25 protein-coding genes and 1 riboswitch are annotated in these 21,524 nt (G+C 43.6%); of the genes, 19 read left to right on the top strand and 6 right to left on the bottom strand.

What is annotated here, in order from left to right; genetic code table 11:
- The first annotated feature begins 22 nt into the window (after nucleotides 1-22).
- From KCTCHS21_RS19145 to KCTCHS21_RS19090, 12 genes are all read left to right on the top strand, one after another.
- Nucleotides 23-1,111, top strand: a complete 1,089-nt coding sequence (locus KCTCHS21_RS19145; RefSeq protein ID WP_130611960.1) for a glycosyltransferase family 2 protein — start codon at nucleotides 23-25, stop codon at nucleotides 1,109-1,111.
- The gene (locus KCTCHS21_RS19140) at nucleotides 1,108-3,342 is read left to right on the top strand and encodes a methyltransferase domain-containing protein (protein WP_130611958.1); all 2,235 of its coding nucleotides are present in this window, start codon (nucleotides 1,108-1,110) and stop codon (nucleotides 3,340-3,342) included. The genes KCTCHS21_RS19145 and KCTCHS21_RS19140 overlap by 4 nt, the downstream gene beginning before the upstream one ends.
- Before the next feature lie 22 nt (nucleotides 3,343-3,364).
- On the top strand, nucleotides 3,365-4,126 hold the full coding sequence (locus KCTCHS21_RS19135; RefSeq protein ID WP_130611956.1) for a TylF/MycF/NovP-related O-methyltransferase: 762 nt from the start codon (nucleotides 3,365-3,367) through the stop codon (nucleotides 4,124-4,126).
- Nucleotides 4,127-4,138: 12 nt separating this feature from the next.
- Nucleotides 4,139-5,641, top strand: a complete 1,503-nt coding sequence (locus KCTCHS21_RS19130) for a glycosyltransferase (RefSeq protein WP_130611954.1) — start codon at nucleotides 4,139-4,141, stop codon at nucleotides 5,639-5,641.
- A gap of 75 nt (nucleotides 5,642-5,716) precedes the next feature.
- A riboswitch (TPP riboswitch) is annotated at nucleotides 5,717-5,831 on the top strand.
- 119 nt (nucleotides 5,832-5,950) lie between these two features.
- Nucleotides 5,951-7,000 (top strand): ABC transporter substrate-binding protein, encoded by a 1,050-nt coding sequence (locus KCTCHS21_RS19125; protein WP_232057886.1) that lies wholly within the window; start codon nucleotides 5,951-5,953, stop codon nucleotides 6,998-7,000.
- 30 nt (nucleotides 7,001-7,030) lie between these two features.
- Entirely contained in the window at nucleotides 7,031-7,333 is a 303-nt protein-coding gene (locus tag KCTCHS21_RS19120; protein ID WP_130611951.1) for a thiamine-binding protein, read from the top strand.
- Nucleotides 7,323-8,105, top strand: a complete 783-nt coding sequence (locus KCTCHS21_RS19115) for an ABC transporter permease (protein ID WP_130611948.1) — start codon at nucleotides 7,323-7,325, stop codon at nucleotides 8,103-8,105. The genes KCTCHS21_RS19120 and KCTCHS21_RS19115 overlap by 11 nt, the downstream gene beginning before the upstream one ends.
- Nucleotides 8,105-8,890: an ABC transporter ATP-binding protein gene (locus KCTCHS21_RS19110; RefSeq protein WP_130611945.1), complete on the top strand. Its 786-nt coding sequence runs from the start codon at nucleotides 8,105-8,107 to the stop codon at nucleotides 8,888-8,890. Before KCTCHS21_RS19115 ends, KCTCHS21_RS19110 begins: the two co-directional genes overlap by 1 nt.
- Nucleotides 8,891-9,678: 788 nt before the next feature.
- Entirely contained in the window at nucleotides 9,679-11,070 is a 1,392-nt protein-coding gene (locus tag KCTCHS21_RS19105) for a spore germination protein (RefSeq protein ID WP_162309351.1), read from the top strand.
- Nucleotides 11,070-12,296 carry a Ger(x)C family spore germination protein gene (locus KCTCHS21_RS19100; RefSeq protein WP_130611940.1) on the top strand — a complete coding sequence of 409 codons (1,227 nt, stop codon included), beginning with the start codon at nucleotides 11,070-11,072 and terminating at the stop codon, nucleotides 12,294-12,296. The genes KCTCHS21_RS19105 and KCTCHS21_RS19100 overlap by 1 nt, the downstream gene beginning before the upstream one ends.
- Nucleotides 12,293-12,517 carry a hypothetical protein gene (locus KCTCHS21_RS19095; RefSeq protein ID WP_130611937.1) on the top strand — a complete coding sequence of 75 codons (225 nt, stop codon included), beginning with the start codon at nucleotides 12,293-12,295 and terminating at the stop codon, nucleotides 12,515-12,517. The genes KCTCHS21_RS19100 and KCTCHS21_RS19095 overlap by 4 nt, the downstream gene beginning before the upstream one ends.
- 28 nt (nucleotides 12,518-12,545) lie before the next feature.
- The gene (locus KCTCHS21_RS19090; protein ID WP_130611934.1) at nucleotides 12,546-13,637 is read left to right on the top strand and encodes a GerAB/ArcD/ProY family transporter; all 1,092 of its coding nucleotides are present in this window, start codon (nucleotides 12,546-12,548) and stop codon (nucleotides 13,635-13,637) included.
- Nucleotides 13,638-13,642: 5 nt separating this feature from the next.
- Here KCTCHS21_RS19090 and KCTCHS21_RS19085 read toward each other — a convergent pair whose 3' ends face one another.
- The 3 genes from KCTCHS21_RS19085 to KCTCHS21_RS19075 form a co-directional block, all read right to left on the bottom strand.
- The gene (locus tag KCTCHS21_RS19085; RefSeq protein WP_130611931.1) at nucleotides 13,643-14,404 is read right to left on the bottom strand and encodes an HAD-IIB family hydrolase; all 762 of its coding nucleotides are present in this window, start codon (nucleotides 14,402-14,404) and stop codon (nucleotides 13,643-13,645) included.
- A gap of 182 nt (nucleotides 14,405-14,586) precedes the next feature.
- A complete protein-coding gene (locus tag KCTCHS21_RS19080; RefSeq protein WP_130611928.1) occupies nucleotides 14,587-14,724 on the bottom strand; it encodes a sporulation protein YjcZ in 138 nt (45 codons plus the stop codon).
- Nucleotides 14,725-15,192: 468 nt separating this feature from the next.
- Nucleotides 15,193-15,519 (bottom strand): YnfA family protein, encoded by a 327-nt coding sequence (locus KCTCHS21_RS19075; protein ID WP_130611925.1) that lies wholly within the window; start codon nucleotides 15,517-15,519, stop codon nucleotides 15,193-15,195.
- A 186-nt stretch (nucleotides 15,520-15,705) separates the two neighbouring features.
- On the opposite strand from KCTCHS21_RS19075, the gene KCTCHS21_RS19070 reads away from it, so the two are divergent.
- The 3 genes from KCTCHS21_RS19070 (at nucleotide 15,706) to KCTCHS21_RS30940 (ending at nucleotide 16,642) form a co-directional block, all read left to right on the top strand.
- Nucleotides 15,706-15,975 carry a YolD-like family protein gene (locus KCTCHS21_RS19070; protein WP_130611922.1) on the top strand — a complete coding sequence of 90 codons (270 nt, stop codon included), beginning with the start codon at nucleotides 15,706-15,708 and terminating at the stop codon, nucleotides 15,973-15,975.
- 169 nt (nucleotides 15,976-16,144) lie between these two features.
- The gene (locus KCTCHS21_RS19065; RefSeq protein ID WP_232057885.1) at nucleotides 16,145-16,375 is read left to right on the top strand and encodes a DUF2642 domain-containing protein; all 231 of its coding nucleotides are present in this window, start codon (nucleotides 16,145-16,147) and stop codon (nucleotides 16,373-16,375) included.
- A gap of 114 nt (nucleotides 16,376-16,489) precedes the next feature.
- Nucleotides 16,490-16,642, top strand: a complete 153-nt coding sequence (locus KCTCHS21_RS30940; protein ID WP_157994076.1) for a hypothetical protein — start codon at nucleotides 16,490-16,492, stop codon at nucleotides 16,640-16,642.
- Nucleotides 16,643-16,729: 87 nt separating this feature from the next.
- Here the strand turns inward: KCTCHS21_RS30940 and KCTCHS21_RS19060 are convergent, their stop codons facing one another.
- Entirely contained in the window at nucleotides 16,730-17,209 is a 480-nt protein-coding gene (locus KCTCHS21_RS19060) for a GNAT family N-acetyltransferase (protein WP_130611919.1), read from the bottom strand.
- 53 nt (nucleotides 17,210-17,262) lie between these two features.
- A complete protein-coding gene (locus tag KCTCHS21_RS19055; protein ID WP_130611916.1) occupies nucleotides 17,263-17,766 on the bottom strand; it encodes a GNAT family N-acetyltransferase in 504 nt (167 codons plus the stop codon).
- Nucleotides 17,767-18,370: 604 nt separating this feature from the next.
- On the opposite strand from KCTCHS21_RS19055, the gene KCTCHS21_RS19050 reads away from it, so the two are divergent.
- A complete protein-coding gene (locus KCTCHS21_RS19050; RefSeq protein ID WP_130611913.1) occupies nucleotides 18,371-18,592 on the top strand; it encodes a hypothetical protein in 222 nt (73 codons plus the stop codon).
- Here the strand turns inward: KCTCHS21_RS19050 and KCTCHS21_RS19045 are convergent.
- Nucleotides 18,578-18,802, bottom strand: coding sequence for a hypothetical protein (locus tag KCTCHS21_RS19045; protein WP_130611910.1), 225 nt, complete (start codon nucleotides 18,800-18,802; stop codon nucleotides 18,578-18,580). The genes KCTCHS21_RS19050 and KCTCHS21_RS19045 overlap by 15 nt on opposite strands.
- Nucleotides 18,803-19,071: 269 nt before the next feature.
- On the opposite strand from KCTCHS21_RS19045, the gene KCTCHS21_RS19040 reads away from it, so the two are divergent.
- The 3 genes from KCTCHS21_RS19040 to coaD all read left to right on the top strand — a co-directional run bounded on the left by KCTCHS21_RS19040 (nucleotide 19,072) and on the right by coaD (nucleotide 21,286).
- Nucleotides 19,072-19,521, top strand: coding sequence for an ASCH domain-containing protein (locus tag KCTCHS21_RS19040; RefSeq protein ID WP_130611907.1), 450 nt, complete (start codon nucleotides 19,072-19,074; stop codon nucleotides 19,519-19,521).
- Between the two features lie 626 nt (nucleotides 19,522-20,147).
- A complete protein-coding gene (gene rsmD / locus KCTCHS21_RS19035; RefSeq protein ID WP_130611904.1) occupies nucleotides 20,148-20,753 on the top strand; it encodes a 16S rRNA (guanine(966)-N(2))-methyltransferase RsmD in 606 nt (201 codons plus the stop codon).
- A complete protein-coding gene (gene coaD, locus KCTCHS21_RS19030) occupies nucleotides 20,753-21,286 on the top strand; it encodes a pantetheine-phosphate adenylyltransferase (protein ID WP_130611901.1) in 534 nt (177 codons plus the stop codon). Before rsmD ends, coaD begins: the two co-directional genes overlap by 1 nt.
- The last annotated feature ends 238 nt before the right edge of the window (nucleotides 21,287-21,524 follow it).

Genomic DNA, 21,524 nt, shown 5'->3' with positions numbered 1-21,524 from the left:
TTGTATGTAGAGGAGGATAAGCGTGGCTAATATCAGCTTATGTATGATAGTGCGTAATGAGGAAGAAGTGCTAGCGCGTTGTTTGGATTCCGTGAAAGACTTGATGGATGAAATCATTATTGTAGACACGGGCTCGACGGACAGGACAAAGGAAATCGCAATTCGTTATACGGATCGGATTTATGATCTGGAGTGGACGGACGATTTCGCGGCCGCCCGCAATTATTCATTCTCACTCGCAACGCAGGAATATGTAATGTGGCTTGATGCTGACGACTTCTTACGGGAGAAGGATAGCGAGAAGCTGCGGGAGCTGAAGCAGACGCTTGATCCGGAGATAGATTCAGTAGTGATGGAATATCACTTGGCTTTCGACGGCTATGATAATCCAATTGCAATGTCGCGAAGAAACCGAATTGTTAAGCGTAGCCGACAGTTTACTTGGTATAATCCGGTCCATGAATATTTGTTTATTGAAGGCAATGTCTATTTGACAGATATTGCTGTCACTCATGGTAGAGTCCATCAGAATACAAAGCGAAATTTGCATATTCTCGAGAAAATAATAGAAAAAAACGGAAGTGTTGAGGGCCGTGATGTTCTCTATTATGCCAATGAGCTAGCGGATACGGATCGGCTTGTTGAAGCTGTGGAGCAATACCGTCGATTTTTGGAAAGCCCTGTCGATTTTTTCGAGGATAATCTTATGGCTTGTGCCCGGTTATCAGCATGTTATCATCAGCTAGGAAATTATGAATTGAAGCTCCAAGCCTTGCTGCAATCGATGGCTTATGATATTCCTAGAGCAGATTTCTGCTGTTCTATCGGTCAATGCTTCGTTGACAAAGAGGAATTTTCTAAAGCGATTTACTGGTTTAAGCAAGCTATTGCTCAGGATGAGGTACCGAACCATTTTGGAGTGTTAAACCTTATTTGCTGGACCTGGTATCCGCATTTTCAGCTCTGTATTTGCTATGGGATGGAAGGCGAGCTGGAGCTAGCTTATGAGCATAACGAAAAAGCCTTAAAGTATTTACCAGACGATCAAAATTTGCTTGAAAATAAAAATAAGCTAGAGCAGGCACTGGGTATGGGAGGCAAACCGGGATGATAACTAGCATAATCCTAGTTACGCATAACCAACTAACCATGACCAAGCGCTGCATTGAAAGTATCCGAAAGCATACGCCAAAGGAAGATTACGAGCTAGTCATCGTGGACAATGCTTCAACGGATGGTACCGTAGCTTGGCTAAGGCAGCAGGAGGACGTAAAACTGCTGGAGCAAAGCAAAAATACGGGCTTTCCAGCGGGATGCAACATTGGTGTTGCTAACTCCACTGGTGATCTAATATTGCTGCTCAATAATGATACCGTCGTGACCCCGCGCTGGCTTAAGCAATTGAAGCTCGCTATCAACAGCGACGATAGCATTGGTGCTGTAGGTCCCCTTACTAACTTTGCAGGGTATGGGCAGATGATCGAAACATCGTATCGCACGTTAGATGATATGCAGCGCTTCGCAGAAATATATAATGCCTCCTCACCTAACCGATGGGAGGAGCGGCTTAAGCTTATCGGATTTTGCATGCTTATTAAGCGTAACGTATGGGAAATGGTCGGACCGCTTGATGAACGCTATGGGTTAGGTAATTATGAGGATGATGATTGGTGTGTGAGAGCGAGATTAGCGGGACATAAGCTATTACTGTGTATGGATACATTCATCCATCATGAAGGTCATGCTTCCTTTAAGGTTGTGAAGGACGCTTATAAAAAAGTGATGCAAAAAAATGAGCAGCAGTTTATAAGCAAGTGGGGGTTTCATCCGCACATCGCCACGAATATACGAGAAGATTTTCTTCAGTCGCTACAAGCGATAAAACCGGGGATGAGTGTGCTAGAGATCGGCTGTGGCTGCGGGGCGACATTGCTTAAGCTTCATAATCGTCATAATAATATTCGACTATATGGATATGAAAGCGATGAATCTACTGCACGTGTAGCAGCATTGGTAACTGAGAAGACATGGTGGGGTAATGAAGAGATTAATATTCCTACGGGAACGAAGGGCTTTGATGTCATTATACTGAATGACATTCTATCTGTACCTGTGCCGATAGCGGTTTTAGAACAGATCCAGAGACTGCTTCGTCCAGGAGGAATTGTTGTTACAAGTGTTCCTAATAGAATGTTTATAGAATATGTAAAAGCCTATATAAAGCCTATAAATCGTGTGCCTTCGGATGCTTTGCTGTCTAAAGAAGAAGTTACAGAACGATTACAAAAAACTGGCTTTGATAATATCGAATTTACTTCAATTACTTCGGAAGAAATACAAAAGCATGAGGTGGATGCTTTAGGCGTGCTAGTAGGCCAGGCTCGGAGGGAAGAGCTTATGACCATGTACTTTATCGTGAGGGCATTCAAAGCGGTTGTAGGTAAATCAAATGCCATAAAGCAGCAGCCCATGCAGAGGGAAGCTACTTTTGCTAAAAAAGATGTTAACCCGGTGCTTCGCCCTAACCCGGCGTCTGTGGCGCCCAGTAAATTATTAGAGACGGCGGTGACAGATATGGCCTATTTGCCGAAGGCGCAGGAAGACGTTGCTTTTACGGGAGAAAGACTCATTCTCAGCTCTGCTGTTTCCGGCGCGCACCCCGACGTATTAGCTGAACACGTATATCGATATCGGCTAGCTCAGGCTTATTGCTCCGGAAAAGCAGTACTGGATGCCGCGTGTGGTGCGGGGTATGGCGTACGAATGATGAAGGATGGCGGGGCTAAAAGTGTCACTGGAGTGGACATAGATGCTGCTTCAATCCATTTGGCCAAGCGTGATTACGGTGGGGAGGGCGTTGATTACCAGATCAGCGATGTATTGCAGCTTCCATTCGTTAAGGAATCGTTCGATGTTGTTGTGTCATTCGAGACGATTGAGCATGTCCCGGACGGTTCAGCTTGGCTGAGAGAGGCCGCACGTGTTCTTCGTCCAGGAGGGCGCTTAATTGTTTCAACACCAAACCGGGAAGTAACGAATCCTGATCGGCTTTTTGGTCAACAGGTACGCAATCCCTACCACTGCTTTGAATATAGTTTAAGTGAGTTTGTTGGTGAGTTATCGGCTCTATATGATATTGAAGGGTTATATGGTCAAACATTCGTTGGTCCGAATGGTCATGTGGCTCCAGAGTGGAGCAACATTGAGGCTGCTGTTGGGGCTGCGAATACGACGATGGCGGGATTTAATCCTGATATTATTCGTTATTACGCTCCCGCTTCCCTCGCCAGTATAAAGAACGCTCGGCCCGCATATGTGATTGCCGTATGCCGCAAGAAATGAACGGAAGGGGGAGCAGTACGATATGCGCATAAGAAAGCCGCCAATGGCCGCAATAACCCGTCATCATTCCCAGCAAGACCGATTGGCACACAGGCTTGCGGAACAGACTTTCCGTTCTTCGCAAACTTCTCTTATTAATAAGCTGGAGGCATTCCCTCGGTTCGCAACGAAACGAAGCGTGGCCCGATTTTTGACCCGATATGAGATTTATAAGGAGATCTTGCATGTCAACGGGAGCATAGTAGAATGTGGTGTGTTTAATGGGGCAGGATTTTACTCTTGGGCACAGTTTACGAATATTTTTGAGCCTTCTAATCACTCCCGCAAAATTATTGGCTTCGATACGTTCGCCGGCTTCCCCTCGCTTGCAGAGCAAGATGAAGATTCGGAGAAAACATTCGAGACGGGAGATATGCGGGGGGATGATGTAGAGCAATTGCGTGCTTCCATCGCAAAATATGATGCTGAAAGGCATCTGTCGCATATTTCTAATACCGAGTTCGTCCAAGGAGACTTTACAGAAACGGCTGCCCCCTATTTGCATGATCACCCTCACCTGCTTATTGCACTGCTATATTTGGATTTTGACCTATATGAGCCTACTCGCAAAGCGTTGGAGCTGTTCCTCCCGCGTATGCCTAAGGGCGCCATTGTTTGTTTTGACGAGTTAAATTGTTCCGCTTTTCCAGGAGAAACCGCCGCTTTATTGGAGATGCTGCCTATCCGGGACACCGAGCTGCGTAGATTTCCGTTTGACCCGTGGATTTCGTATTTCAAAGTGTGAGGAGGGGGCGAAATGGAGGGGGAACTGTCACAGAGCGCACCTTCGTTTTATTATCTTGGACAAAATGCGGTTTTGGAAGCACCAGGGCTATTACACGGAAATGAAGAAATATCAATTGGACAGGAAGCGATTATTAGCTCAGGGCATCGACTCATCGTAACAACTCCTATTAACGGCTCAAGGCCCAAAATTATTATCGGAGACGGCGTTCAAGCTGATATTGGGCTTATCATAACAGCGGAGCAGCATGTCGAGCTGGAGCGACTTGTATGGTGCGGTCCTCATGTATATTTGTCAGACACCGAAGCGGAATACCGCCAAACAGGGCTCCCCATTTCTAAACAAGGCTCACGCAAGGGCAGCAGGAATCGCTTGTTTATTGGTGAGGGGACCTACTTAGGTGCAAACTCCGTCATCGAAGGTCCTATTGTTATCGGAAAAGGCTGTGTAGTAGGCGCAGGTAGCGTTGTTCGGGGAGATGTACCCGATTATAGTGTTGTCTCTGGCGTTCCGGCAAAGCTGACAGAGATGTTCGATACGATTGCTGAGGATTGGATTAAAGTTGACACAGAGACTGACATAGCAGAGGTACTGCAGCGTCGTCGTGATCATCCCCTGTTATCCATCTGCATTCCTACCTATAATCGGAGCAAAGAGCTCATAGAATGCTTAGAATCCGTTATGCCGCAGACGAGTGCTAGTGGATTGATTGAGGTATGCGTATCCGACAATGCCTCCGATGATGCAACGCCAGCTATACTTGCTGAATATGTCATGAAGTATCCACAATTAAGGGTAGTTAGGCAAGCAGAGAACATCGGTGGAGAGAGGAACTACTTGGAGATTGTAAAGTTTGCCCGAGGAAAATATGCAAAGCTGCACGGGGATGATGATTATTTTGTACCTGGTGCCGTTCAACCGATCTTGTATGCTTTATTATACAAAAAGTGCCGATTCCTCTTCATTGATGTATTAAGGAATGACGGAACCGTGGAAGTTATGGAGGGGATGGATACTCTACTTAAAGAGCTATCTCTAGCTACTGGCTTCATAACCTCCATAGTAGTGGATCGTGAGGCTTTGCTTAGCCTACCTGACTTGGACCGATTTATTGGCACAAGCTTAAATCATATTTATTGGCTCTACGCACTCCTTCAGGAGGACCCTCGTTTTTGCTTGCTTAAGCTGTCGATGTTTCGTTATGAGTTTAATGCTCCTCGAGGCTATAACTATGGAGATGTGGCTATAAGAGGGTACTTGGAAATCTTAAAGCATTTTGTTGGCAAAGGCATTACGGAACAGGTATACGTTGCAGAGAAGAAAATACTGCTTGATCGTTTCGTCCTGCCACGCTTGGAATTAATGATCGAAATCGGCTTCCAATTTGATTATGAAGGGTTCGAAGCTGTGTTTACAGAGCATTATGACCAAGAGCCCTACTATGAGGAGTATTTGACTGAAGTACGCCGAATATTGGCCGTTGTACCGAGAGAAAATGAGGGAAGTAGCTTGTAATAAAGGAATAAGTGATAGACAACTCCAAGTTGTTTGCTATAATAAGGAATGAAAGAATTGGGTTTCAAATAATTGAATAAGCCCCGGGGGAGCTGGAGTAAGGCCGGCTGAGAGTGCATCCCATTGAAGATGCAGACCCTTAAAACCTGATCTGGTTAGTACCAGCGTAGGAAGGTGGGAACACGACGGAAGTTTCATTGCTGTCGTGTCATTCGTCCGTATATTTAGGACGCCCTCCGGAATCGGGGGGCGTTTTTTGATTTGAAGAAGCCCTTTCTCATCACAAGGAAGACAGAGAGGGAGAGAAAGATGAATAAGAGAAGTAAGGTTTGGCAGGGTTTAGGGATTACGATGATAGCGGGTGCAATTCTGTTGACCGGCTGTGGCAACAAAAATGGGGCTAATGCCTCCGAGAATCCACCAGCTACAGCAACGGGCAGCCCTGACACTTCTGCTAAGGAGCTTCAGAAAGTAACGCTAGTATTGGATTGGACGCCGAACACGAACCACACCGGTCTTTACGTGGCGAAGGAGCAGGGCTTGTGGGAAAAGCAGGGCTTGGATGTAGAAATTATTTTACCACCAGAAGCGGGAGCAAGCACTTTAGTAGCTAATGGTAAGGCTGAGTTTGGTGTCGGAGTTCAGGAGAGCATGATATTAGCACGGGAGCAGGGGCTGCCGCTCGTATCAATCGCTCCGATCATTCAGCATAATACGTCCGGTTTCGCATCGCCGGTTGATAAAAATATTAAAGAGCCTAAGGATTTCGAAGGTAAATCATACGGCGGCTGGGGATCTCCTGCAGAGCAAGCGGTTATCGAATCGATGATGAATGTGCAGAAGGCGGACGTTAGCAAGGTCAATTTTGTTAGTGCAGGTTCGGCTGATTTCTTCACGGCTGTGAAAAAGGGAATCGACTTTGAGTGGATTTTCTACGGATGGACGGGAATTGAAGCCGAGCTTCGCAAGGAGCCAATTAATATCGTCTATTTGACTGATTACAGCAAGCAATTAGATTATTACACCCCGTTGCTGCTTACTAACGAGAAGCTAATTAAAGAAAAACCGGAGCTTGTGCGTGCATTCCTTGCCGGAGCATCGGAAGGCTATAATTATGCAATTGACCACCCGGAGGAAGCTGCTGATATTTTGATTAAGGCTATTCCAGAAATAAACGCTGAGCTCGTTAAGGCGAGTCAGAAGTGGCTAAGCCCTAAATACAAGGATGATGCACCACGTTGGGGAGAGCAGAAGCGTGAGGTTTGGTCTGGCTATGGGGATTGGTTAAAGCAGAATGGATTGTTGAAGAAAGAATTGAATTATGACGATATGTTTACAACAGAATTCCTACCACAATAAAAATAAACTAACGAAGAGGAGATGCTGTTCATGGCTCAAGCATTATTAAGCATTCAGATACTACCGAAGGTTAAGCCTGGTGAAGAGGTTATTCCATACGTTGACCGGGCGATTGAGATTATTAAGGAATCAGGAGTTAACTATCGTGTGGGACCATTGGAAACGACAATAGAGGGCGATCTGGATTTATTAATTGACATTGTTAAACGGATGAATGCAGCTATGTTCGAGATGGGCAGTCCTTCAGTAATGTCACAAATTAAATTGGTGGTCGATGGACAAGAAGGCGCTTCGATCTCCAAGCAATTGCTAAAGTATCCGGATGGGCAATAGAGCGCTTAGAGGAATACTGCTGCCTGTTGTGACGATGCTTGTCTTTATCGGACTGTGGCAAGCAGCCTGTGCTATTTTCGAGATTAAAACCTTTACATTACCGTCCCCTTGGGATATTGCACTGACTATGTACGAGGATTCCGCTTTGCTCTGGAAGCATGTGCTGGCTACTCTGTATCTTGCTCTCACAGGGCTTGGCTTGGGTCTAGGTTTCGGAATTATTGTTGCCGTATTTCTTCACATTGTTCCTATATTGCGCGAGGCATTTGCTCCGATATTAGTACTGTCCCAGAATATTCCGATTATTGCGCTTGGACCATTGCTGATGATCTGGTTCGGCTTTGGTGTAACACCAAAATTAATCTTACTTGTCCTTGTATGCTTTTTCCCGATTACGCTATCCATTCTTGTAGGCCTTGGTCAAGCTGAGCCTCAGCTACGTGAGTATTTAGGAATGATTGGTGCCTCGAGGTGGGAGAGATTGAAACGGCTGGAGTTTCCGGCATCGCTCTCCTATTTGTTCTCAGGGCTCAAAATAGCCGCAACCTACGTGGTATCATCAGCAATGGTAGCGGAATGGTTAGGGGCGAACAAGGGCATCGGTTATTATTTGAAGCTCAATTCTAACGGCTACGATCAGCCAGGCGTGTTCGGCTCCATTGTCTGTGTAGTTGCGCTCAGTCTGCTGTTCTATTACATGGTCGTTCTAGCAGAGCATCTGATCATCAGATGGAAACCACGTCCGAGCAGGGACTGGAAGGGGGCTTCCTGATGAGTAGACTCATTAAGAGCAAGCTAGAGCTTAGTGGAATAACAAAAGCATATATGCGTGGCAAAAAAAGAGTACCGGTGCTGAATAACATTTCCTTACACGTTGGCGAAGGAGAGTTTGTCACGTTAATTGGACCTTCGGGCAGTGGGAAATCGACACTCTTCCGCCTGATTGGTGGAGTCGAGAGACCTGATACTGGGCGGATTGTCATGGAAGGAAAAGAAGTTACCGGTGAACGTGGGCTGATCAGCTATATGCCGCAGCAAGCGGCGTTGTTCCCTTGGCTTTCCGTAGAGGACAACATTTCATCAGCTTTGGTTACTACGGGAACCTCCAAGAAAGAAGCCAAGGAGCAGGCTTCCGAATGGCTGCGTAAAATTCAATTAGATAATGTAGCTAAAGAATACCCACATGTACTATCCGGCGGGATGCAGCAGAGAGTTTCATTCTTGCGGGCATTGCTTATGCGCCGCGATATCATGTGCTTAGATGAGCCCTTCGCAGCTTTAGATGCTCTAACAAGAGCAGACATGCAACGTTGGCTTCTACAATTGTGGGAAGCAGACAGGCGTTCGGTATTGTTCGTTACTCACAGTATCGAAGAGGCATTGATGCTGTCGGATCGCATTTATGTGCTATCTCCGGCACCTGCTACTGTCCTGAGGGAAATAATCGTTCCATTCAACCGTCCAAGACAAGTTGATGTATGGACCGATCCAGCATTCGTCGAACTCAAGCGGGAAGTGCTGGACTTGTTGGAGAAGGGGGAAAGATCCATTGTGTGAGCGAGGCCTGGAATGCCTTCTCTACTAAGCTCACATTAGTCCACCAGAGAAGTAACAACCATGAAGGGATCTCGCACAAGCGAGGTCCTTTTGTCTTCTTCGTATAAGCTTACTTAATCATCAGCTGCTTACCGCCACCGACTGCATTATGCATACCGAGTACCACCTCGCCTACAAATATCCCGATCCCACTGGCGTCATGCATACCGAGAACCATCTCACTAGTATTCCGCCGTCTGTATCATGCATAACAAGTACCACCTCGCTAGTACCCGCCGCCCGCTGCATCATGCATACCGAGTACCACCTCGCTTACAGTATCTCGCAAGGAAAACGCCATGTGTAAAAGCTAACGAACCTAATTGAGCTTATTTTCGATAAAATGACCTCGTATTTATTCTAAACTCCACTGGTGTTATTGAGTATCAAGTAGGCGGAATGGAGCTACTTTGCAGGGTACAAGGTGTCTGGAGTTTACAAAATAAAATCATTACATTTGGAGCAAATAAGAGTTGCTGGGTTCGTTAACCTCATGTTCCGTTTTGGAACAGATAAGTTTTAGCTACCAACAAGCAGAAGCGATGAAAAACATCGCTAATCGTACTTCAAGCCTGCCCGCAAGCAGCAAGTACGATAAGAACCATCGTATTTCCGTCGGTACCACATTTAATTAAAATTTTGCGAATGTATATTGAATAGTCTTCGGGCATCAGGGAACGATTTACATATCTGACTTACAGGGACTGTGAGCAATTATGGATATGTTCTCCAAAAACATTAGTGAAAATTTGTCCGAGCTGGAATCTGTTTATGCTTCCTGCGAGGATTTAATTATTCGAGAAATAATTAATTCTGCTGGGGATAAGGCGATAGTTGTATTTTTTGAAGGGATTACAGACGAGGAACGATTAAACGAAACCATTATGAAAATCAATTCATCTCAACCATCATTGGAGCCTGCCAGCTATGTTCAGAGAGTGCTAGAGGTTACATCCTTTAGTGAGCTTATCGAAAAGGTTTCAATTGGTAATCCAGTTATGCTAACAGATGGCTCGGACCGAGGGATGTGCTTTGTATTACCGAAGGTGGATAAACGAGCAATAGAGGAGCCAATCGCGGAATCTGTTGTTCGAGGACCTAGGGAAGGATTTACGGAGACGTTAACAGTTAATATTTCATTATTGCGTCGTAGATTACGTACTCCGCTTCTAAAGGTTAAAGCAATAGAGATCGGAACCTATACGAAGTCAAGGGTTAATGTAGCTTATATTGAAAAATTAGCAGAGCCAGAGCTTGTGGACGAAGTTATGAAACGTCTGAGTGCTATCCAAATTGATGGAGTACTCGAAAGTGGAAATATCGAGGAATTAATTGAGGACTCTCATTTCTCTCCCTTTCCACAGATGCTGAGCACGGAGCGTCCGGACAATGCTATAGCCAGCCTGCTTGAAGGGAAGGTCGTCATACTAATTGATGGCACTCCATTCGTATTAATAGCTCCGACGGGGCTATTCTCATTTCTTCATACGCCAGAGGATTCTTATCAAAGATTTATGATCTCTATGGCGATTCTTTGGCTACGCTATATTTTTTTCATGGTGGCCTTGCTTGCTCCATCTGCTTATGTAGCCATTCTAACCTATCATCATGAAATGATTCCAACTGCCTTGCTTTTGAGCATTGCCAAATCAAGAGAAGAGATTCCTTTCCCTGCGGTTGTAGAAGCTTTTATTATGGAAATCACTTTCGAGGCGCTTAGAGAAGCAGGGGTGAGATTGCCGAAGCAGGTTGGTTCCGCAGTGAGCATTGTAGGCGCTTTGGTTATTGGACAAGCTGCAACTTCTGCAGGGCTTGTTTCTTCTCCCATGGTTATGGTAGTTGCGATAACGGGCATTGCATCCTTTATGATACCGAATTACACAATGGGAATTCCTATTCGGCTGCTTCGTTTTCCAATTATGATCCTAGCAGGGGTTATGGGTTTATTAGGGTTATTGATGGGAGTTATTGCTGTCGTTATTCATCTGTGCTCACTTCGTTCATTTGGAACCCCGTATTTGATGCCCTTAGTTCCTCTAAAGAACAGCAAATGGAAGGAGGTATTGCTGCGAATACCCCTTTGGAGTACGGACAAACGGACACAGGTTTCCACCTTTCGAGATAAAGGAAGGAACAAATAATGGGCATTCATTTAATAAGCTATAAGTCCAAGTTTTTGTTGCTTCTGGGCATGCTTGTGTTTCTAATAGGCTGCTGGGATCGCGTCGAAATCAATGATATAGCCATTGTTCTAGCTGCAGGAATTGATCAGAAGGAAGGAGGCAAGGTTGAGCTTTCTGTCCAGGTGTTTGTTCCATCCGGAAAGAGCAGTAAGGGAATGTCAGAAGGCGGGGATATTGGTAAGGAATCAAGCAGCGGTCAAACACTTGTTAGTAGCGCCTTAGGAATTTCACTTGCAGATGCCATGGCTCATTTGCAGGAAAATTTGTCACGCCGGTTGTTCTGGGGGCACGATGATGTTTATATTTTCGGAGAAGAGCGTGCAAGGGCTGGTATTACAGAAGATCTTGATTTCCTGCTGAAGTTTGCCCAGATGCGGGAGAGAGCAAACGTATATGTAAGCAAGGGGAAAGCTATTAATGCATTGCGAATTAATCCGCAGCTTGAACGTAGCTCCGCGGAAATATTCCGTGAGATATCTAAATCTCAAGTAAGCACAGAAGTTACGCTTAAAGACATTATTAACGATTGGCTGGGGCAAAAAGGGCAAAGAAGCTTTTTTGTTCCTTTGATTTCCAATCAGGATATTAAGTCAGATATGAATGATCCACACTCTAACTCCAAGCCCTATTATACCGGCGCTGCTGTGTTTAAGGAGGGTAAGATGGTTGGTGATATTAATTCCAATGAAACAAGAGGAATATTATGGTTAAACGAAAGGATTAAAACTTCCATTCTAACTTTTCGTGTCAACTCTGCAGGCTCCACGGTATCCATGAATTTGTCGCGCACTAAGGTAATGTTGATACCGCATATTCAGAGTGAAGATATGTGGACCATGGATGTAGTCATTAGAGCGGATGGGGATGTCATTCAGAATACGAGTCAGTTAGATTTGATGAAGCCTTCAGATGTTGCGGTTGTAGAAACCGGGATGAATAACTTACTAAGAGGCCGTATTGAAGATGCGTTGGAGCAAGCTCAGCACAAAATGAGAGCCGATATCATTGGCTTTGGGGATGCCTTCAGGCGCAAATATCCTAAGCAGTGGCGGAAAGCCTCTGACCAATGGGATGAGCGCTTTTCTCGAATACATGTGAACATTCAGGTGCAGTCTCATGTGCTTCGACCGGGAACGGTTAATATAAATACGGCCTCTGGCAAGAGAAAGGCGAACGAGGAATGAGCTGGAGTGAAGTGGTCATGATTTGGCTTCTCGGAGGAGCAATCGGCTTGATGGAGCAAGGCAAATTGAAAGGTAAGCTCAAAGAAAAGGTACTCTTATTATCATTAATAGGAGCATGTTATGCCATTAGCTTGGCGCTTGTATGGGTACATGAACTGCCGGGTCCTACTCAATGGATAGACACCTTGTACAAGCCGTTAGGTAAATTACTTGAGAAATAGATCAGAATGGATAGAAAAGAGGCAGAAAATGGATAAAAGCCGGATTACCTCCTGGCAATTAGGGATGCTGATGTACCAGCTGATTCTTGGCTCGTCTATTTTGCTCATGCCTGCCATTACGACTAAATTATCTGGGCACGATATGTGGTTGACACCTATCGTTGGTTCAATTGTTGGTTTTGCTATGGTTTGGTTATGCTTAAGGCTTCATCGTTATTTTCCACATGCTACATTTCCTCAGATGGCGGTCAAGCTTCTAGGGAAGGTGCCGGGGAAAATAATGGGGTTTATTTTTGTCCTATTTAATTTACACGTATTGGCCGTTGGAGTGAGAGATTACGGGGAGTTTGTAATCGGTAATTTTTTCTTCAAAACTCCGTTGCTTATGATCATCGGCTCCATGCTACTGCTTTGTGCCTTCGCAGTAAGAGGGGGAGTGGACGTGCTAACGAGAAGTGGACAAATATTTATCCCTTTTATATTTCTCTTTACGGTGCTTACGTTAGTATTTCTGATACCCGATTTAAAGCCTGCACAAATACTACCGATGTTCGAGAAGGGTATCGTACCTACTCTGAAAGGTTCAACCATTGTAAGTGGATGGTTCTGTCAATTAATCGCAATGATTTACTTTCTGCCTTATGTTAAAGATAAGAAAAACGCAGGGAAATGGGGGTATCTTACTGTTATTGGGATTACTCTTACAATGTTTTGCGTCAATATAGCAACTCTAATGCTGTTTGGAGATAGCACAGCCTTCTATAATTACCCCGTTTTTATGGCGGCTAGATACATACAGCTTGCTGATTTTTTTGAGCATGTAGAAGCCATCGTGATGATGATCTGGGTATTAGGGGCATATGTTAAAATTAGTGTTGGTTTTTATATTACTGTTATCACGACAACAGAATGGATCGGAATCAAGGATTATAAATCGAGTGTATTTCCCCTCGGTCTTCTCATTTTAGTGATGTCAATTTGGATTGCTCCTAACTTTCAGGCGATGGCAGGCTTTGTTGCAACTTCGGGGACCTTTTACATCCTTACGGGCTTTGCCGTAGTCCCCTTTCTCATGCTAGCTGTCGCTAGAATGAGACTAGGAGCGCTACAAAAGAAATAATCAGTTCAATTATAGATTGTGGAAAGATAATTTAGCTTTTCAACGATTTTATCTTCAATGTTCTCTTCAAGGGGAATGGCCTCTGTTGCATATTGTGCAAGCTCTTCATGATATCCAATCATAACGGAATGAGCAGCGTTCTTAAACATCGAAATGTCATTGGCATCATTGCCAAAAGCGATATATTGTTCTCGGCCTATGTTTAATTTTTTTAATGCTGCCCATTTATGAATGTTATTTGGGCTAATATCAAGTACATTTTCATTTCTGTGCGTATGAACAACTACATCGAGTAGCGTTATTTTATCTGCCAATTGTTCCATTGCATTAGCAGTCAGAACTAGCACCTTTACAATAGCCTCATGAGCTTCCAGTGGTACCATCTTTGCTAACCGTGCTGGGTCAACTTGAGTAAGAATAGGATGGTCTGGAGAACCGGTATAGGAATAGTCCCACTCTCCGTCTATTAGGTATGTAGCGTCATACTCATTTAGAAGTGATTTAATCGAATGGGTTTGATGGGATGTAAAAGAAGTAGAATAAGTTAATTGACCGTTCTCAGATACAAGCGACCCGTTCCCACCAATCATTGTGTAAGCATGAAACCGTGGATTCAAAATAGGCAGCATATCACGAATTGGCCTTGCGGAAGCAAATATGACAGTATGTCCGTTTACTTGAAGACATTCTAATACATGTAAAATCTTTTCTGTTATGGGCTGCCCCTTGTAACAAATCGTTCCATCTAAATCAAACACGAAAATCACTTTTATTCACTCCTGTTGGGCCATATTCGTTTTATTTTACTACAAAGTGGGTTGAGTAGTTAATCATTAATTGTTATTACCCCGTATCAAGAACAACCCCGCCTGGCCAATTGGCTGAGCGGGGAGCTTTTATTCGCCATCTGAAATACGAAGCATGGGGAGATAAATTGTTATTTAGTTCTTTAACAGACTCCAGTACCAGCTTTAAGGATAATTACGAGCAAGATAAAGAGTACAAGTACAAAAGCAGCTGCGCTCATTCCGCCGTGTCCAACGTGTCCGCCGCAACCAGCACCACCAACTTCAGATGGGTATCCCATGTATATCACCACCAATATTTATTGTGATGATGTCACATCACCTGCTTAGCTTATGTAGCTGAGCATAAAGCGACTGTGCATATAACCAGTGAATAAATAAAATGAAATTTATGTTTAAGTTGATCTTAATGGAGAGAAAGAGACAGGCGGCACGGATGACAAAGTGGGTACCGGCCGCTGTTAGATTTATCCTACTGCCACTGGAGTATACCAATGGGTATTATCTAGAAAAACTTTACCAATGAGTATAAATACCAAGAGGATAAAAATAACGAGTACGAATAGGGCTACAACCGAAATGCGCATAGATTCACCGCCTATTGGAATTTCGACTCATTATATAGCCCGTCAGTCTCTTGAAGAGGATTAGGTTGCTATTGATCACTTGTTAGCTTATGTAAAGGTGAATATACGGTCAGTGCATATGTACAGCTAATTCTATTTTCCGCGATTAAGAAAATAAGTATATTAATTTCTAGGGGCCCAAAGTATAATCGAAACTCCAACAACGCAAATAGCAGCACCGATCCAATCGTACATATCCGGTGTCTTTTTATCGACTAGCCAGCCCCACAGTACAGCAAGAACAACGAAAACACCGCCATAAGCGGCATAGACTCGTCCAAATGACGGGAAGCTCTGTAGTGTTGGGATAATGCCATACAGGATGAGGGTTATACTTCCAACAATACCATACCAAAGGGGTTTGGATTCTCGTAGCCAAAGCCAAACGAGATAGCCTCCGCCAATCTCAGCTAACCCCGCAATTACAAAAATTAAAATAGTTAACAACAATTATATTTGCTCCTTTTCTCAGTACAAGTGCTTATGCTATTCATCATTATATCGTATTACCGTGCATCTAGAAATTTTTGCTGCTTAGATCGCTATCGTATCGCAGGTGTCTTCGAGTCGAAATAAATGTTACGCTAGAGGGATATGTCGTATAATGAACAAACTTACATCAGAGGAGCAAGTAGAATGCCACCAGTGGAAAAACCAAAAAAGAAATATAAAGATAAAAGACCTACTCGAGATGAAGCCTTGTTGGAGGAATTGGGCGAAAGATTAGTGGAGGCCAAGGAAGAGGAGAGCGAGGTCGTTCTGACGATATGGGGACTGGATGAGTCTATCCAAGGTCGAATCGTCGTGTTAGATGCGAGAACAAGACTGGTTCATGTTCAGACTACCGATGGAATAACCAAAGTGCCTTTCATGGATATTATGAAGGTAGATAACCCGGATTATTAGAACCTGGTATGAAAAGAGAGCCTCGCGTTGGCCATATGGCTGGGCGGGGCATCGTTATTTTAGAAATAGCACATTATTTCGCCCACTCCAGAAATTAGGCATATGCATATGATGGTTTTGATAATAAACCGAGGAGTGGATATTTTTGTATCAGCAACACCCAAGTCAAGTGAGTCCAGCGCAGATTAATCCTAGCCAAGTACAGACTGTTTCATTAGTTGACCCCTACGTAGTCGAAGCCCTGAGAAGACTTATTGGATGTTACGTCTGTTTTGAAACAACACGTGGAAGAATCGTGGGTACTATTATAGATGTGAAGCCTGATCATGTCCTCCTTCAAACACATAAGCATCAGGTATGCGTCCGTATTGCAGAAATTGTTTGGACTATGCCCTTGTAACCTTTGCAGAAGCTGCTCACGCAGCTCCTTTTTTTATGCCTTGCGTTTGAATAAAAAGTGATCCTATAGCAAATGATGAGTTGGTAATGAACCCCACTTAAAGGAGCTTTACCAATGACTGAAAATAACCAATTCCTTGACCCGCCAATTACTCCGCAAAACCGCAGCGACGAGCCTGAAAATAATGAAAAAGAAGAGGTTGAGCTTTGCGAGCTTATTGACGACCTACACCAGAATGAAGGATATCAATCTATTTGTCGGGAATAATCGCCGGTTGGATATGACGAAAAATCAAAGAAAGAGCAGAAGTGGTAACCTTGGGGTAACCTCACTGCTCTTTTTATCATCTAAATATTAAGCTGAGGGCACATTGCCTAATTGCTTTTCAAAACAAAGGCTAGATTCGCAATTCACATACTCTCCATATCGTTCGATCTCATAATAGCCATGCTTCTTATAAAAATGAATTGCCTCAGGCTGTTGCTCTCCTGCCTCAAGTCGAAGAATGCTGTAGTTTAAGTCGCGGCCCTTTTCTTCGAGTTGGTTGAGGATTTTTCCGGCGATTCCTTGCTTTCTATATTCTGGCTCTACATAAAATCTTTTTAATTCAATAACATTACTTTCTATTGGCCGGATGGCTCCACAGCCAACAGGTCGTTCATCATCATAAGCGATCATAAAAATGGTATCAGAGATGCTGCTAGAATCAGTAAAATCAATGACGAACACTTCATCCGCGGGATACCTTTCGAATAAGTATTGATCCAATTTTTCTATAAGATTTAGTAAGTCAGCATTATTGTTAGCATCAACTTGACGGATATTAATGGCCACTGCACGATCATCTCCTTATTGTTAATGGTTCTTAACAACTTAATAATATCTGTTCACCGTAAAAGCTTTGCATAACAATGTCGGGATTTTCCGTTGTACATTGGGCGAGTGAATTGGAGTATAAATCCTTCACTTTCTAAATTTTTGATGCTGACTAGATTTTGTGGATGAACTGTTGAATAGAGATGGCGGTAACCATTTTCTCGAGCGCGTTGTTCACGTAGCCTATGGAAATATCGTTGTAGACCCAAGCCACGAGCCGATTCGTGGACAATTGTTGCGTCCAAGCTTGCGACATAAGGCAGCTCTTCCTCTGGCACTCCAAACTCCCTTCCGAGATTACTTTCACTCAGTCCAGGGAACGCCAAAACGGAATAGGCAACAAGCTCTCCGTTAAGATAAGCGCCGTATATTTCACCTTTTTCTTGAATGTGAGTGTACAGATATTGTTCATCGTCCATTGCAAAAAGATCCTGAGAGGGGAGACGTGATACTACGTCAACCATAAGTGCCATTATATCTGAAACTTTCGTCTGATCTAAACGTCGGATATCCATATTTGTTCCTTTTCTAAGTAAAGCCCGGGAGGACTATTTTTATAATCGTGATGGGTATTTTTTATTCTTTCGGCGCATTATTTCTCTAGTAAAATAAAAGGAAGCTCCAACAGAGAATAAAAGAGAAAGCAAGTAATATAGCTGATTTTCGGGTAAAAGAGTGGATAAGAATGCTCTAATTATTACACTAGAAAACATTAGTATTACAAAATAAACCGCAATGGTATAGAGTATTTTTCCAGGTTTAAAAGGCATGAGATCAGCTCCAGTGCAAATTAAGCTTTAATTGTTGTTCAAATATTCACACTTATAAATATAGCTTCTTCTAGCGCAGCATTCCAGATTTTTCTGATCATATAGACAGTGTTATACAATCTTGTGAGAGATCCTTAGTGAGAGAAACTAACAAAAAGTCGACCCCCGTCTCTCGACGAGGGCCTGTATGGGAGTGTATGATTTCCCCATCAACCTTGAGTATAAATTTAGAGGGTAATACCTTCCCCTCGGTAGATATACCAGAATCGCATTAGGCAATTAGCTTTATTCTACTGTCCGAGTTTCACGGTGTGCTGGAATAGCCGGAATTGGAGGAGACGTTGGAGGTATGGCTGGAGTAGGTGGTGTTGGTGGTATCGGTGGTATCGGTGGAATAAAAGGCTCAGGTGGTATCGTCCAAGGAGGGAATGGAGGGAATAAGGCCATATCGGAATCACTCCCTCCTAAAATTGATTTACTACAGAATATTCCTTATAGCAATAGATGTGAAAAGAAGACTAAATGGAAATATGAGCAGGCAGTAAATTTACACCGATCACCGGTTGCTTAAAACAATCGCTTCGTAAATTAAATAAGCAATTAAAGCCAGAAAAATATATCCAATTGATCTGAAGTATTTTGGATGTAGCTTGGAATGTTGTTGACTCAGCTCGGTTAATCTTTTTGATTTTTTAATAATAATCGGCATACCAAAGCCGAAAATAACGCCGATCAAGGCAATCTTAATCGTTTCTAAATTAAGTTCCCAAATGTTGTCCATCCAGTTGCCTCCTAAGCTATTTATTGGCGAGTATGTACTGGGTTACTATAAAAGACACAACCAATAATACTAGCAGAAATATAGCAAAAAATACTATGCGCTTAGTAGTCCATCTTTTCATATCCGTCACCTCGATGGTAATACGCGAGATGTCGAAAAAAGTTACTTTTTAACAAATTTAGAAATTAAGAGACGGACGATATATCCAATATTTTACACACATAATTAGCTTAGGGGCAATACAAATTTTGAGAGGAAGGAATAGAAGAATGAAAGCTATAACCATACATCAGCCTTGGGCGACATTGATTGCTCTTGGAGAAAAGAAATATGAAACACGCAGTTGGGCAACGAAGCATAGGGGGCCGTTAGCCATACATGCGGGTATGAAGATAGATCGTGAAGCTTGTGAACGTGAGTCCATTAAATCTACTCTAGCAAAGCATGGATACACTGCGGATAACCTTCCGACAGGCGCAATTGTTGCAATTACAAACCTAAGAGAATGTTATAAGGTGCATCGAGATATATTGGCCGGTCTTGTGCTTCTCCATGCAGAGAGTACGAGAACTTATCTTGAAACATTGTCCAACGAATATCACTTTGGAGATTACGGAGTTGGTCGTTTCGCGTGGCGGATGAAGGATGTTCGGAGGCTTATTGACCCCGTTCCAGCCAAGGGGCAGCAAGGTTTATGGAACTGGAATTATACATTTTAACTGATGGCCTAAGATTTTGAAAAAATAGATTAAACTTGCATAACAACTTTGGAAAAACGAGAAAGAGTACAAGCACGAAGCTTGAGCTCGGGGCTTTCTTCTATATAATATGTGGCTACTTTAAGGTAGAAAACGATTGGATATGATGGGCATTGAGGAATTTGGCTACCCAGTGGCTACCAAGGCTGAAATTTTGCTCTTAATGATCGATTATTTCCAATGGGTATCAAGAGGATAAACTTATAGGTGTCAAGAGGATAAACTTATAGGTGTCAAGAGGATAAACGCATATAGGATAAGGGTTCGTGGAAGGTAATAAACAAAAAGTCGACCCCCGTCTCGCGACGAGGGCCTGCATGGGAGAGGAGAAACCGGACGAAGAACTTATGGGGAAACGTAAGTCTTCTCCGCGGTTGTCCCCGACACCTCTCGGCGCCGGTACTATCATTGTGACCTTGGTCGAGAAAAATATACGCTAGTGTGGAAAAATATTCACGTTTTGTGTAAATTCATCTAGTGGACGAATGTTCACACTTTTGTAATGAAGGGGATTGTGGTAACATAACACCAGTTAACTATACAGATAATAATTAACATGATTAGCATCACAAGATGGGGTTGAGAAATTGCGAGTCATATCAGGACAAGCCAAGGGTCATCCGCTCAAATCGGTTCCCGGTAGCACTACCCGTCCGACGACGGATAAAGTAAAGGAATCGATGTTTAGTATTATTGGCCCTTATTTTGATGAGGAACGTGTGCTCGATCTTTTCGCGGGTACAGGGGGACTAGGAATTGAAGCACTAAGCCGTGGGGCGGCGAGTGCGGTTTTTGTTGATTCGAGTACGCAAAGTATAGAGGTTATCCGGCAAAATTTGAAATCAACCAAATTAGCTGAACGGGCGGAAGTTTACCGTAATGACGGGCTAAGAGCGTTAAAGCTGCTAGGTCGTGCGGGACAGCCCTTTGATCTTATTTTTCTTGATCCGCCTTATGAAATGAACAACTGCGATGCTTTGCTATTGGATATGATAGCTAAAGGTTTGGTGGCCGCTGACGCCATAGCTGTTGTAGAGCACCATCATAGGGTCGTTTATGGTGATGAGATTGGTGGCTTTCGGCGTACACGATATGTGACTTATGGTGAAATCGCATTGTCGATCTACCGTTATGAACTAACAGACGAGGCGGAGCCAGTCACCTCCTCGGAGACGAAGGAGGCTACTGAATAATGAGTCCTCAAGCCCGCATGGAGCACGAATTTCGGATTGCGGTATATCCCGGGAGCTTTGACCCTGTTACGCTTGGTCACTTAGATATTATCCGCCGGGCAACGAAGCAGTTTGATCGTGTAATCGTAGCTGTTTTGAATAATACGGTAAAAAACCCGTTGTTCAGCGTGCAGGAAAGAAAGGATTTACTTGCAGAAGTAACGCGCGATTTGCCAAATGTGGAAATCGACAGCTTTAGAGACTTACTCGTACGTTATATGCGCTCCCGTCAAGCACAAGTAATCGTTCGGGGCATACGCTCGGTGACGGACTTTGAATATGAGCTTCAGATGGCATCTACGAACAGACAATTGGATGAGGGCATCGAAACGGTTTTTATGATGACTAATCCTAAATATTCGTATTTAAGCTCAAGCATCGTTAAAGAGATCGCTAAATTTAACGGTCCTGTTAAAGATTTGGTTCCACCTGTCGTCGAATTGGCGTTGCAAGCGAAGTATGTCATTCCTGATGATTCTGTTGGGATTAGGTAAAATAAGCCAAACTACATAAGGCTAACTACATTGAAAGAGCTCTTTACCATAAACATGGGCAAGAGTTTTTTTTGTAGTTGCTCCGAGGATTGCATGGAGTTTACCGCAAACCGAATGCCTTGAAACGAGTGCCGCAAAAATAGTACCGCAAACCGAGACCGCAAACTAAGTACCGCGAATCGAGAACCGTATCTGGTATTCAAGCGGGAACTGTGTGTTTTTAGCTAACGAATTGTAC

This window comes from Cohnella abietis (assembly GCF_004295585.1).
Lineage (GTDB): Bacteria > Bacillota > Bacilli > Paenibacillales > Paenibacillaceae > Cohnella > Cohnella abietis.
This window is presented reverse-complemented; position numbering and strand designations above follow the sequence as displayed.

What these genes read in the sequence shown, in the direction of transcription:
- KCTCHS21_RS19140 (WP_130611958.1), top strand. Translation starts at nt 1,108, where the DNA reads ATGATAACTAGCATAATCCTAGTTACGCATAACCAACTAACCATGACC.
- KCTCHS21_RS19135 (WP_130611956.1), top strand. Translation starts at nt 3,365, where the DNA reads ATGCGCATAAGAAAGCCGCCAATGGCCGCAATAACCCGTCATCATTCC.
- KCTCHS21_RS19130 (WP_130611954.1), top strand. Translation starts at nt 4,139, where the DNA reads ATGGAGGGGGAACTGTCACAGAGCGCACCTTCGTTTTATTATCTTGGA.
- KCTCHS21_RS19125 (WP_232057886.1), top strand. Translation starts at nt 5,951, where the DNA reads ATGAATAAGAGAAGTAAGGTTTGGCAGGGTTTAGGGATTACGATGATA.
- KCTCHS21_RS19120 (WP_130611951.1), top strand. Translation starts at nt 7,031, where the DNA reads ATGGCTCAAGCATTATTAAGCATTCAGATACTACCGAAGGTTAAGCCT.
- KCTCHS21_RS19115 (WP_130611948.1), top strand. Translation starts at nt 7,323, where the DNA reads ATGGGCAATAGAGCGCTTAGAGGAATACTGCTGCCTGTTGTGACGATG.
- KCTCHS21_RS19110 (WP_130611945.1), top strand. Translation starts at nt 8,105, where the DNA reads ATGAGTAGACTCATTAAGAGCAAGCTAGAGCTTAGTGGAATAACAAAA.
- KCTCHS21_RS19100 (WP_130611940.1), top strand. Translation starts at nt 11,070, where the DNA reads ATGGGCATTCATTTAATAAGCTATAAGTCCAAGTTTTTGTTGCTTCTG.
- KCTCHS21_RS19095 (WP_130611937.1), top strand. Translation starts at nt 12,293, where the DNA reads ATGAGCTGGAGTGAAGTGGTCATGATTTGGCTTCTCGGAGGAGCAATC.
- KCTCHS21_RS19090 (WP_130611934.1), top strand. Translation starts at nt 12,546, where the DNA reads ATGGATAAAAGCCGGATTACCTCCTGGCAATTAGGGATGCTGATGTAC.
- KCTCHS21_RS19080 (WP_130611928.1), bottom strand. Translation starts at nt 14,724, where the DNA reads ATGGGATACCCATCTGAAGTTGGTGGTGCTGGTTGCGGCGGACACGTT.
- KCTCHS21_RS19070 (WP_130611922.1), top strand. Translation starts at nt 15,706, where the DNA reads ATGCCACCAGTGGAAAAACCAAAAAAGAAATATAAAGATAAAAGACCT.
- KCTCHS21_RS30940 (WP_157994076.1), top strand. Translation starts at nt 16,490, where the DNA reads ATGACTGAAAATAACCAATTCCTTGACCCGCCAATTACTCCGCAAAAC.
- KCTCHS21_RS19055 (WP_130611916.1), bottom strand. Translation starts at nt 17,766, where the DNA reads ATGGATATCCGACGTTTAGATCAGACGAAAGTTTCAGATATAATGGCA.
- KCTCHS21_RS19050 (WP_130611913.1), top strand. Translation starts at nt 18,371, where the DNA reads ATGGCTGGAGTAGGTGGTGTTGGTGGTATCGGTGGTATCGGTGGAATA.
- KCTCHS21_RS19045 (WP_130611910.1), bottom strand. Translation starts at nt 18,802, where the DNA reads ATGGACAACATTTGGGAACTTAATTTAGAAACGATTAAGATTGCCTTG.
- KCTCHS21_RS19040 (WP_130611907.1), top strand. Translation starts at nt 19,072, where the DNA reads ATGAAAGCTATAACCATACATCAGCCTTGGGCGACATTGATTGCTCTT.
- coaD (WP_130611901.1), top strand. Translation starts at nt 20,753, where the DNA reads ATGAGTCCTCAAGCCCGCATGGAGCACGAATTTCGGATTGCGGTATAT.